We start from the raw sequence: 12,549 nt of genomic DNA on the forward strand, positions 1-12,549 counted from the left end.
CGGCATTTATGCCGTCAATTATCTTACATTCAAATACAACACTGATGGGCTAAAGCCCAACCTACATAGGCCTTACCTAGAAGCCTAGCGCTCTAATCCTTAGCAGGACAAAGTCCACTCTCAAAGCAAAGCGCCCTTCTACAAAAAACTATTTCTTCCACAGATAAGTTCTGTCTGAATAGTCATAAAGCCATTCAGGCCTGTATACCACCAGCAAGGTGATTGCCATGCCATTGAGCAAGGCTTCAGGAAAACCTAACAGCCCAATAAGCACTAAATAGTTATGGCTCAAATACGCCCAGTCGTATTCTGTGGTGAACGATAACCACGTCGCCCAAGCAAGAATATGAAACAAAATAGATAAAAAACCGTTGATAAACGCGCCGCAAAAAATATAGATAAACAGATGATGGGGTAAGTATTTAAATACCAAGCTGTACACCAAGAAACAACAAAAGAGAGGCAAACACACCCCAAGCAACCCATAGATAGCGAATACAGCGGGCTGTTTAAAGACAAATAGAGCAACAAATAGTGTTGGCAATAACGCTATTAAGCTGGCCAAGCGCCAACCAAACATCAACATTAACACCACTAAGCCTAGAAAGTGAACATGGATCCCCGGCGTGACACTGGCGTTCATCAGCCACAAACCGGTTAGCGCTATGCTTGCCATCAAAACATGGGTTTGCTTAGCGGGAGTCCTCAATAACTGAACCAGCTCATCGCTTGGGTAAATCACCCAAACCCATATGGCTAAGATCAGCAATGTGGCAATATCCCCACTGGAGAAGGTCCAGTTAATGTCGCTCAGCCGTCTATGCCAGAAATCGATTAAGCCTGCCTCCATGAACTGTAAAATCCTGTAATCTCGCTGCTAACTTACTTCAATATACGTTATGCTGGCCCGTATAAACCTATAATTAGAACAAAAAATCTTATGCGCTTAACAACATTGTCTTTTGTCGTCGTACTCAGTAGCTTGCTCAGCGCGTGTAGCAGCCAGCCTGATATCGAGCCCGAAAAATTTGCAGGCCAAGTCAGTGACTCTTTTAGAACCGATATTAAAGGTAATGGTTTAAAGCTATTTACTTACCGCGCCATTCTCACTATGGAAACACCACAAAGCCAAGCTTTACCACACGAGGTGCGCTCAAACCAAAAGAAGCGTTCTCGTGCTAACAAACGATATCAAGGGCCTGATTTAACGATGTGGACAGAGAAGATTGAGCATGGTTTACAACGAACCATCGAAATGACTGGCTACTGCAAAGAGGGATATATCGAACTGAGCCGCAGTATTCAGTACGACCGTGGAATGATCCGTGGTGAGTGTAATGATGGCGCCGATGAAGCCGATATCGCCAAATTTGATTCTTAATGTGCTTATTGATTATGTGAATGGACTGCTTATTTAAAACGGTCCATTCCCTGCTATTTAAATCTAAAGATCGTTAAATCCACGGGCGGATTTAATCACAATAAGCTAAAAAACAACCATGTTCTAACCAAAAACTAATCAAGATCTCTCTACTGCTCAATTGGGTAACCACATTCCGTAAGGAACCGCAAAAAACCATACTCAGTTAACCAACAAAGCTGCTGTTCTGAGTTCACGAGAAATCGACCGCTATAACACAGACCGTGACCAGACACACTCCCCACCACATTGGTAGAGCGTGGCACGATTAACATCCAGCACTGAGTCAGTAAAATATTATAAGGTAAGCACTCAGCGACGCCGTCAATCAAGGTCGTTTTGTAGCGGCTAAACTTAAGCATCGCGGCGTTATAATGCTGCATCAACAATTGAGCATCTAAGTGTTCAAATTGAAATAGATAATGCTTAAAGGGTAATTGGCCTGAGAGTATTAAGGCTTCTAATGAGATAGGCGTTTTCACTATTTGCATATGACGGTGCATTTGGCTAGCCCCAGCATCATGCCCGGCATTAAAAAACCCCAGCGTATCCGCTGAAGAAAAACCCTGAACCCACGCCTTAAAGTCGACTAATCTTAAAGCCGATGTTTGCGAAAGGCATTCTTTAGCACAGATCAATATATGTGGAGTGATAATCGGAAATTTATTCAGTAAACAGACATGCTCAGAACCAACCTCTCCAATGTAAAGTGCGGGATCATAAGGAGCAAGAAAAGGATCATGTAGCGACACCTGCGGCTGATGCTTTTTCGCCATATTCTCTGTGACTATGTTGCCTATATAGTTGATGCCATCGAGTTCAATTAATGTATCTGCATCCGTTAACGGCAGTAATGCCCCCGTTTGCACACCGCTCTTTGTTAACTTCTCGGCTATTGTCCAAAGCATTTGACTCGATCCAATTCAAAAGGTTACCGACAGAGAATAATCTATTCATAGCGACAAAAGTAGCTGTTTCAGCTGCTTTATTAAAGGCTAAATAACTAAAAACAACTAAGACAGCCATTATTATTTCTGCACATAAGCTCTCAAGGTTGATGTGGGTGTTACTCAGGAAAACAGCTATGTATCAGGCTCTGCAAGGGCTAGAAACAAAGGCAATACCATGAGATTAAAAGAAATGTGTGTTATCGACTATCAAGTAAAGCTCGTTCAAGACAAGGGCCAATACGGAGCCCGACTGGGTGTTGTGAGCGCTTGATAGTCACCCTCTAGGTAAGTGTTAAATTGATGAGAAAAGACTCTGTTCATCCTGCATAAACCCGCATGAGACAAGGGAAATGACCCGACTGGGTGTTCAACTATTTCTGGGTGTGTAGGTACGAAATTCATCAGGGGCGCAAGCAAGAGCTTGTTAAGCCAGTATATATGTCAGCACTATCGCATTTAAAAGCGTTGCTTAAAGCGAAAAGAGTCCGTCAATAAGCACTAAACAGGAGGCTAGAGTAAACCAGAAACTAAGGCAAAACAGCCTCGGTTAGCGAAGTACTGCCTTGACTAACCGGGAGCGTCCATATATGTCTTGGTTATTCCTGATGTTTTTACATTGGTTAAAGTGGGTTTTTGCAAACAGTTTCAGTACTAGTAGAGCAATCTACAATTATGACCGAGCCCCTAGGAACAATCTTTGTCGACACTCCCGGAACAGCCAATCCGTAAGCTTTAAAAGTTGTTAATAGCGATAGACCGTCTGTTTTAAACTTCGGTGAGAACGGATTATTCTCATCAACAAGGTCAATTACATTACCGTTTTTATCAAAAACTTTAACAAACTTAAGATGTATAACGTTATCCATATCTTCAAACGAAAGAACGGCATAAGCCTTGCCACCATCATCAAATTCAAAAACGATTGGTCTAGCATTAATCTTTATATAAGAATTAGTGGCTACTGTTGTCATTGATTCTAAATATAAACCTGTTTTCTCAACAATAGTTTGCTTAACTGGAAGGCTGTTAAAGTAGTTACTAACTGCAGTTTCGTTATATGAGGCACCAATAAGCTCATATGCGCTATCTAAAACTTCTTTAGGTGTATCAATTGCAAATAACGATATTGATGAAAGGTGATTTTGTAGGTCTGCGAAATAGTTAAATGTGTTCAATTCTGCATTAGTTAGACTAACTTCGTTAGCAGTCAAGGTATGTTCAAGCCAACAATCGTAAATAAAGCCCCCCTCGCCATCAGGTTCTCTACCATTAGGGTCGCATACAGTTTTATTGTTTTTGTAAACGCTATATTTTTTAACGTTATAATTTTCAATGTTCATCACATGGATGTAAACAGTTTGTCTATGTATAGCGTTATCTTTTGCAAACTGAGTGAATTGTGCATCAGTAACGCATGAATCACATTCAATATGATAGCTATCAATAGCTACAGCTGATGTGGTTAGCGAGCCAAATAAAAGCGCCGATGTTATAATTTTCTTTAACATTTCATAATCCTTAATGATTTTTATTATTCCTGATACGAATTATCGTTTTCCCCCAGATAGAGCACAATACTTAAGTTGTACCTTTTTGTAACACAACGTAGTACATATGTAGCACTCACTACCACACCTAACAAATGTTTCTCGAACATTTTTTTAGGTGTGGTAAAGGGTTTGTGGATACAATATCTTTCATCGCCGAACTTCACTTTTATATTGAAAAGCAACTGAGCGGTAAGGCATTAATACGTTACATTGCAAAAGAGCTACCTCGTAGTAATGGCATAACCTTAAGAGAAGCCAAACAAAAACAATTTAGGTGTATGCTACTAACCACTTCTATCAGTGAAAATGATTTTGGGGCATTTTCAATTTAGAAATCGAACCACCATGGCTAAATGAAGGCGCCAATTATCAAGTGTAGATACGGCCGTGACCGTCCATGACATGGACGTCATGGCCGAGCTTCCAAGGATGGACTTGTTGCGTGTCACGGCAGTGTCTGCACATATGCCCGCTGCAGGCGCTTGATAACTCTAAAGCGACAATTGAGAACTAGCTTCCCCGTAGCAACTACCCAAAAAATGTAATCAGCCTTCATTTGAAGGCAAACACGTTTTGGGGCATTTCCAAGTTATAAGCCGAACAATTAAAGCCCAAATGTAAGTACCAATTATCCGGTGTAGATGCGGCTGAAGCCGTCGAAAACATGGATGTTTTCGTTGAGCCTACACGGACGTACTTGAGGCGAGCTTCAGCAGTGTCTGCACATACGCCCGCTGCAGGCGATTGATAACCACTAAATTACCTGTTCAAAGGAGCTACTTAGTAACACCAACACAAAAATGTAATCATCCTTCATTCGAAGGTAAACATGTTTTGGGGCATTTCCGTGTTAAACACCAAACCGCTATGGCCCAAAATAAGGCACCAATTATCCAGTGTAGATGCAGTTGAGGCCGTCGAAAACAGGGATGTTTTCGTTGAGCTCACAAGGACGTGCTTGCAGCGTGCCTCTGCAGTATCTGCATATACCCCGCTGGAGGCGATTAATAACTATTCAGCGTCAGTGCAGAACTAACTCCCCTGTGACAATAATTCAAAAATAAATGTAATCAGCCTTCATTTGAAGGCAAACACGTTTTGGGGCATTTCTAATGCTAGACATCTCTCGCTATAGTCCAAATGAAACACCAACTATCCAGTGAAGATAAGGCTGAAGCCGTCGAAAACATGGCCGTTCTATGACATCCGTGTCACCGCAGCATTTGTAAATCCATTCACATCAGATGTTTTCGTTGAGCCTACATGGACGTACTAGGGCCGAGCCTCAGCAGTATCTGCACATGCGGTCGCTCCTTCACATCTGCCCCATAGGGATTTGGGAAATGTCATTATGATGTAGGGAACATCATTGCCATGTGATCACGACATTCGGACGTCCTGTCCAGCACCCGCTGCAGGCGATTGATAGCTCTAAAGCGACGATTTCGAATTAGCAGCCCTGTAGCCACAGCTCAAACAAAAATGTAATCAGTCTTCATTCGAAGGCAAACATTAATGTCCATTAAATCTCTTCCCGTTCTAATCAAAACTTATTCACTTCACGTTAGTAATATATAGCTGAAAAGCACGTTTACTCTCACAGCCAATGTCATTATGATGCGCGCATCTTTACTATTGGAATGCCACTAAGATGCGCACCACCCTTGTTGTTTTCGCTTTACTCTACTCACTGTTATCTATTAACGCCCTTGCTCAAACTGAAGCTCAAACGAATACAGTAAACAGTGCCCAACCTATCGCTATTTTGGGAGCGATGGACGCTGAAATAGAAAAGCTACTGCCGGAAATTGAGCAACGCCAAACCCATACCATTGCCAAAAACACTTATTACACAGGTCTTATCAAAGGTAAACCTGTGGTTGTCGCTCGCTCTGGTGTTGGTAAAGTCAATGCGGCGATCACCACTTATGTGCTGATCAATCACTTTAATGTAAACAGCATTATTTTCACTGGTATCGCAGGCGCGGCAGGCCCTAAATTGAATGTTGCCGATGTGGTGATCTCAACTGCACTGGTGCAACACGATGTTGACTTAACCGCTTTTGGCGCGCCAAAAGGCCAGCTTGATGGCTATGATGATCGCTTCTTCTACGCCGATAAAAAATTGCAAGCGCTAGCCCTTAACGCTGCGCAAGAGTCTGTTGGTAAAGAGCGGGTACACCAAGGCGTTATTGCCACTGGCGATCAGTTTATTGCCGATAAAGGCGTGGTTAGCATGTTACTTGAAGAGTTCAATGCTATTGCCGTTGAGATGGAAGGCGCCGCAGTGGCGCAAGTTACCGGCATGTTTGATATTCCGCTGGTTGTCATTCGCACCATTTCAGACAAAGCCGATGGCTCGGCGCACTTAGTTTATGAAGAAGCCAAGCAGGTAACCGCTGATAACTCAGTGGCCATCACGTTAAATATGCTTAGCAAGATGTAATCATTACAGTGTGAATTCGGCTCTCAATAAAATAGGCGCTAAATCTGATGGTTTAGCGCCTTTTTATTATGCTCTCTGCCAGCTTTTTATTAACACCTATTCTTTTCTGCAACAACTTCTATACTTTTGTTAATTAACCTAAATGTCAGAATCTATTATGTTTGTATATGAGCGTGCCAGAGGTGTTCTTTTTTCTTTAGGTATGAGTTTGCCAATCATTTACGGTGCTCTCACGCAGCATTTTCTCCAAGCCGCATTTATGAGCCTTGGAGCCTTACTCGCTTTGCTACTCGACCCTCGCAGTCAGGCATTAAAGCAAATTATCGCTATCGTTATCGGGGTGCTAGCGGTGATCCTAGCTGCTGCACTGGGGCTGACTTTAATCGGTCATCCACACATGGCCATTGCAGCATTAATGCTATTTGGCTTTCTCGCTGGTCTGCCAAAACCGGAACACGCCTATTGGGGGTTGCTCGGTAAATATATTGCTACCGCCTTATTGCTGGCCCAGCTGGGATTCCCCGCGTCACTAGCCATAGGTATCGCCTATTTTTACGGCGCCGTTTTTGCTTTAGTGCTTATTTTACTGCAAGGCTGGCTATATAAAATTGACGAGGTTGGTCACTCGCCTAGCAATGAATTTTTTCAGATTCTTAAAGGTGATACTAACGGCCCTTTTTATGGCCTAACGTTACCGTTAACCATACTGGCTGCGACGCTCTGTGCTGATTGGCTGCATGTCAATCAACCCGGTTGGGTCGGCTTAACCATATTATTTGTGATGCATATTAATGATAGGCTTTCTTGGCATCATTTATGGGATCGCATCGTTGGCACCTTACTTGGGATCATCATTGCCTACTTCTCTGTTCGCTATATTGATCAGCTTGGCTTAGCGCTGGTGATAGCCATATTTGCCTTTTGGATCCCGTACAGTCTCAGGAAAAGCTATTTACTGTTTAGCCTCTCAATAACGGTCACCGTTATGGTGGCAATTAATTTTGCCTTAATGCCCAATGGCGATTTAAATCTAATGAGCTGGCGCTTTTATGACACTGTCATTGGCTGTTTTTGGGTCGCAATCGCGCTCATCATCACCCATGGGATCCATGCCTTTAAAACGAAGCTGCATCAACATTAATTTAATCCCAGAATCGACAAGCAAAAATAGCTTATGTATATACCCAAGCCACCTGAAGATGCAAGGTTCAGTGGGAATTTAATGCGCTTTAAGCAAGGCGTTGATTGCAGTTAATGGTTGTTCCCTTAGCAAGATCAATAACGCAGCAGAAAGTGCATTAAAACCCATCGAAGAAGGCTTTGCGCAAGCCCACTTCGTTGTTGCACTAGCTTAAAAGGGAGTTACCATTCCTACGCTAATACGCCTAGAATTGAACTCGCGCAAGGCCTCTGAAATGAGTATGTTCAAGTCGTTTGGGTATATGTCTGATCAGCGCCAAGCTGTTTTTGGCGTAATTAGGCTGGCCATGACTGCTGCAACGAGAGAGACAGATCCAGGCTAAAACGGCACATCTACAGAGAAATGCTAGACATAAAAAAAGGAAGCCTAGGCTTCCTTTCTCAATTTCATCTTTGCTTATACCGCAAGACGGTGCTTACTTGTACTTACGCATAACCAAAGTCGCGTTTGTACCACCAAAGCCGAAACTATTGCTCATTACAGTGTTGAGCTCTTTCTCGGTCATTTCAGTCACAATCGGCATACCTTCCGCTTTTTCATCAACGTTGTCGATGTTAATGCTTGGGGCAATAAAGCTGCTTTCCATCATGATCAAGCTGTAAATCGCTTCGTGTGCACCTGCAGCGCCTAATGCGTGACCCGTCAGAGACTTAGTCGATGCAATGGCTGGTAGGTTATCACCAAAGGTTTCACGTAACGCTTCAAGCTCACGCATATCACCAACGGGGGTTGATGTTCCGTGAGTGTTGATGTAATCGATTGGTGTGTCTACATCGGCAAGCGCCATCTGCATACAACGAACCGCACCTTCACCTGATGGCGCTACCATGTCATAACCGTCTGAAGACGCGCCATAACCGATAATTTCTGCGTAAATTTTCGCACCACGTGCAAGAGCGTGTTCTAGCTCTTCAACAACCACGATCCCGCCGCCGCCAGAGATAACAAAACCATCACGGTCTTTATCATAAGTACGCGACGCTTTTGTTGGGTCATCATTATACTTAGTTGATAGTGCGCCCATCGCATCGAAACCCATGGTTAGGGTCCAATCCACTTCTTCAGCACCACCAGCAAATACCATATCTTGCTTACCCATTTGGATAAGTTCGGCCGCGTGGCCGATACAGTGTGCACTGGTTGCACAAGCAGAACTGATCGAGTAGTTCATGCCTTTAATCTTAAATGGCGTTGCCAAACATGCACTGGTCGTGCTCGACATGATACGCGGTACAATATATGGACCAACGCGCTTAACGCCTTTTGCACGTAATGTGTCAGCAGCTTGAACCTGGTTTGCTGAAGATGCGCCGCCCGAGCCTACGATAATACCGACTCGAGGGTCTGAATACTGCTCTTCAACTAAGCCAGCATCTTTAATCGCTTCTTGCATTGCGATGTGTGCATAGGCTGCTGCATTACCCATAAAGCGTAACGCTTTACGGTCAATATGTTCTGATGGGTCAATCTTAATGTCGCCCCAAACATGACTACGCAGCTTCATTTCTTCAAACTGATCTGAGTGGGTAATACCACTACGACCCGCTTTTAATGATTCAGTGACTTCTTGCTTGTTGTTACCGATACTTGAAACAACGCCAAGTCCGGTGATCACGACTCTTTTCATTATTAACTTTCCATTCTGTACATCTAGTACCAATTTTGCTGCACCAATGGTATCGCTTTTCATCCATATAAGTGGTCAGCTTTCCATAAGGAACACAAAAATAATGTCTATTATGAGACCTTACGTATAATCTTAGCCAAAATATGCCTATAAAAATGTACAATTTCCGCAAGTAAAACTGATTGTAACGCATATTTGTGAGCGTTTCATTTAACATTAAAGACGAAACCATGACAGTAAGTAAAATTTTTCAGCCAATTTTTGATAATAAAACCAACAGCCATCAGGTCATTGGACTCATTGGTATTGCTTCTCTCGCAGGCCTCCAGCTTGAGTTGAGCCAAATTAGAAGTAATAGCCTTACACTCACACTGAAGGTTTTCACTCCAGTTAATGAGGCATTACACGCTTTTATCGCTGATATGTGCCTTACTGAGTTAATCGGATCAGGCCAAAATTTAAACCCAAATATGGCGTATAACTTAGTGGCTATCGATGGCTGCCAGCGTATGGTCTTTAATGACGGTAAGCTTATTATTGATTTTCATATTGGCCCTGTACTGCAGCAATTACAGCAGATCCCCATTGTTGAGTCTTGCTTTATCGACAGCTGGTATATTGCAAATGATGTCGTATTACCGTCATTAGACTTGACGACGTTTTGGCAGATGGCAAAACTGTCCCGAGATAAAGCTCAATTCAGCCTAGATGATACATTGCCAAGTGATGTTCAAACAAAGTTACTCGCTTTTGCTCAGCAAGTCGGTTTATATCAATCTCAGGCTCTTAAAAGTGATGATATTGCATTACAAGAGCGCGCTGCACTGCGCTCACAACAGCGTCAACATCAAGCGCCCTTTCCTATTGCGGCTAAGACTCCCTCAACAAATCAGTCAGGCATTGCCATTATTGGTGGTGGTGTGGCCAGCGCCTGCCTCGCGTTATCATTAGCGGAGCGCGGCCAACAAGTTTCACTCTTTTGTGAAGACTCTGCATTAGCGCAGGCGGCATCTGGCAACAAGCAAGGAGCGCTTTATCCGCTGCTAACGCCAGATAACAACACCTTAAGCCAATACTTTCAACAGGCATACCTGTTTAGCTTGCAACGACTTAACACTCTCGCTGCGCAAGGCCATCGCATTGACTTTGAACTCTGCGGCGTAGTCCATACAGGCCATGATGAACGAAGCCGCAAGCGTGTCAGTAAAATAATTGATGGTCATGATTGGCAGCCATTGATTGCTGACAAAATTACCGCAGAGCAGGCGTCAAGTATCGCTGGGGTAACCGTTGATGATGGCGGTATTTTTTATCCGCTCGGTGGCTGGGTTTCACCACAAGATTTTACTCAAGCGGCGTTTAATCAGGCGCAGGCAATCGCTGATGTGTCACTGGCTCTTAATACGCAAATTACTGACATCCTATATAAAGATGACGCTTGGCATCTTATTGCGAAGCAGCAGACGTTCGGGCCTTTTAGCGCACTTATTATTGCAAATGGTAAGTCACTGACTCAATACCCTCAAACTCGACACTTGCAAGCCACTGGTTTTAGAGGCCAAGTCAGCCATGCACCTTCTCGTAGTAAACTATCAAAACTCAGCACAGTGTTATGCGCTCACGGCTATATGACGCCAAGCAATAATGCCTTGCATTGCTTAGGGGCAAGTTACGTTAAAAATGCCACACATCTAGATTATTGCCCTACAGAGCAAGTTGAAAACCTTAAAAAAATACAGCACAGCTATGTAGGCCAAGACTGGGTTGAAGAGATTGATGTGTCAGGCCATAGCGCCCGTGTGGGTGTTCGGATGGTAACGAGAGATCATGCACCTATGATGGGACCAGTTCCTGATTTAGAAGCTATTTTAGCGCTTTACCAACAGCATCAACTTACACCTGAAAGTCGCAAGTTTTGGCAACATCAGCCAGCACCGATCCATAAAAATCTGTATGTCCTCGGCGGATTAGGATCACGCGGGTTAAGCTCGGGACCATTAGCAGCTGAAGCGCTTGCGGCCCAAATTTGTAGCGAGCCGATGCCAATTTGCCTGGATTTTGTCTCTTTACTCAACCCCAATAGAATGTGGATGCGTAAGCTACTAAAGGGTAAAGCATTAGAAATAGGTGGTGAGAATTAGCTTTTGGAGTTAGCCCTGAAACGCTCAAGCCTTTATATTTAAACTGAAGATTAGCCGAAACCTAGTGTTGGTTTTATCGTTAACTAAAAGCTGAAGGCATATATGCCGCCCCATAAATAGGCATCTAAACATTACTAATGTAGAAATGGCTTAGATGCTTTCACTTTCAGGCTAAGCAGCGCATATATGCATTACCTTGCTCCAGCTTCCAACAATGCATTTTTAAAGTCATTCACCCAGCGACGATAAACGGTTTTCACATCACCCCAGTTAAACACTTGGGTATTTTGACGCCATTGATTAAAACTTTCGCCTCTATCGGCTGCTTGCGCGAGTACTTCGCCTGTTTCACCATCTTTAATGACGGCGAGTAACATCATAGAGCCTGAGTTTTCAGTATAAGTTCGCCCCATGGAGTTAACACTACGTCGACTCGACTCAAGTGGCGCACTCAAACGAATATCTGTCACAGCCGCCTCTATCACTAAGGTGTTTGGACCTCTTTTATCAACCAGTTCGAATGGTTGTTCACTGTTAAAGACTTCCTTTACCGTGACTTGAAACTGCTCTGACATTTTTTCCAGCGCCTCTTGCGGCAACTCGTAAGTCGCATTTAAGCCATCGGCTCTTCTATCAATTCTCGGGGGCTTATAATCGGCGGGATGATCATTGGTAACTTGCACAGGTTTAAAATAGAGTTTGGTGTATTTTCCCCAATCCACATTAGGCCTAGCATAGGAAAGCCCTAGCTTAGCGTGTTCAACCTTGACCAAGCCCTCTTTGGTCCTTTCTGCATCGGGTCCTTGCTGAAGTGTTGCGGGCTTAGAGCTACAAGATACGATGCCAAATAAGCACAGCAATAATGCTGCAGTAAATAAACGACTATGCATAGAGAGTGTTCCTTAATCCGTTAATTGAAACTGCTCATTTTGATTGGTGGTTATAAATCAAACTCGATTTAAAGTAGCATCAGCTAAATATGGACAGAAATGACAAAGTCGTCAATAAAATATAATTAAAAACAACTAACTAGCTACTGGATAATGGCTAATGGCTAATGGCGGAATATTATTTAATGGCAGTGCTTCGATGATGATTAAGAATATTTGGCCTAAAAACAAAAAAGCCACTCTATAAAGTCAATGCCGATCGTTTAAGAGGACTTGACCGATCCTGCAGATGAAAGATAATCCCTACCAGTATTCTGGTGGGGA

Annotated in this window: 10 protein-coding genes; 5 read left to right on the top strand and 5 right to left on the bottom strand. The window is 43.3% G+C overall.

Annotated features, from left to right (window positions below; all coding sequences use genetic code 11):
* Positions 1–148 precede the first annotated feature (148 nt).
* Positions 149–850, bottom strand: coding sequence for an energy-coupling factor ABC transporter permease (locus ACVBIL_RS20045; RefSeq protein WP_447168704.1), 702 nt, complete (start codon positions 848–850; stop codon positions 149–151).
* A gap of 90 nt (positions 851–940) precedes the next feature.
* Between ACVBIL_RS20045 and ACVBIL_RS20050 the strand changes: the two genes are divergently transcribed.
* Positions 941–1,381 (top strand): hypothetical protein, encoded by a 441-nt coding sequence (locus ACVBIL_RS20050; protein ID WP_447168705.1) that lies wholly within the window; start codon positions 941–943, stop codon positions 1,379–1,381.
* A 149-nt stretch (positions 1,382–1,530) separates the two neighbouring features.
* Here the strand turns inward: ACVBIL_RS20050 and ACVBIL_RS20055 are convergent, their stop codons facing one another.
* Together ACVBIL_RS20055 and ACVBIL_RS20060 are read right to left on the bottom strand one after the other, a co-directional pair.
* Positions 1,531–2,328, bottom strand: a complete 798-nt coding sequence (locus ACVBIL_RS20055; protein WP_447168706.1) for a phosphorylase — start codon at positions 2,326–2,328, stop codon at positions 1,531–1,533.
* 662 nt (positions 2,329–2,990) lie between these two features.
* Positions 2,991–3,878, bottom strand: a complete 888-nt coding sequence (locus ACVBIL_RS20060; RefSeq protein WP_447168707.1) for a hypothetical protein — start codon at positions 3,876–3,878, stop codon at positions 2,991–2,993.
* A 173-nt stretch (positions 3,879–4,051) separates the two neighbouring features.
* Between ACVBIL_RS20060 and ACVBIL_RS20065 the strand changes: the two genes are divergently transcribed.
* From ACVBIL_RS20065 to ACVBIL_RS20075, 3 genes are all read left to right on the top strand, one after another.
* Positions 4,052–4,252, top strand: coding sequence for a hypothetical protein (locus tag ACVBIL_RS20065; RefSeq protein WP_447168708.1), 201 nt, complete (start codon positions 4,052–4,054; stop codon positions 4,250–4,252).
* Between the two features lie 1,319 nt (positions 4,253–5,571).
* Positions 5,572–6,366, top strand: a complete 795-nt coding sequence (locus ACVBIL_RS20070) for a 5'-methylthioadenosine/adenosylhomocysteine nucleosidase (protein ID WP_447168709.1) — start codon at positions 5,572–5,574, stop codon at positions 6,364–6,366.
* 157 nt (positions 6,367–6,523) lie between these two features.
* Complete coding sequence (locus tag ACVBIL_RS20075) at positions 6,524–7,507, top strand: FUSC family protein (RefSeq protein ID WP_447168710.1); 984 nt, start codon at positions 6,524–6,526, stop codon at positions 7,505–7,507.
* 475 nt (positions 7,508–7,982) lie between these two features.
* Here ACVBIL_RS20075 and fabB read toward each other — a convergent pair whose 3' ends face one another.
* A complete protein-coding gene (gene fabB / locus ACVBIL_RS20080) occupies positions 7,983–9,194 on the bottom strand; it encodes a beta-ketoacyl-ACP synthase I (RefSeq protein WP_447168711.1) in 1,212 nt (403 codons plus the stop codon).
* Between the two features lie 230 nt (positions 9,195–9,424).
* Here fabB and mnmC point away from each other — a divergent pair, with 230 nt between their 5' ends.
* Positions 9,425–11,335 carry an FAD-dependent 5-carboxymethylaminomethyl-2-thiouridine(34) oxidoreductase MnmC gene (gene mnmC, locus ACVBIL_RS20085; protein WP_447168712.1) on the top strand — a complete coding sequence of 637 codons (1,911 nt, stop codon included), beginning with the start codon at positions 9,425–9,427 and terminating at the stop codon, positions 11,333–11,335.
* 191 nt (positions 11,336–11,526) lie between these two features.
* Here mnmC and ACVBIL_RS20090 read toward each other — a convergent pair whose 3' ends face one another.
* Positions 11,527–12,225 (bottom strand): DUF3313 family protein, encoded by a 699-nt coding sequence (locus tag ACVBIL_RS20090; protein ID WP_447168713.1) that lies wholly within the window; start codon positions 12,223–12,225, stop codon positions 11,527–11,529.
* Positions 12,226–12,549: the final 324 nt, after the last annotated feature.

This window comes from Shewanella sp. 125m-7, from assembly GCF_052977045.1.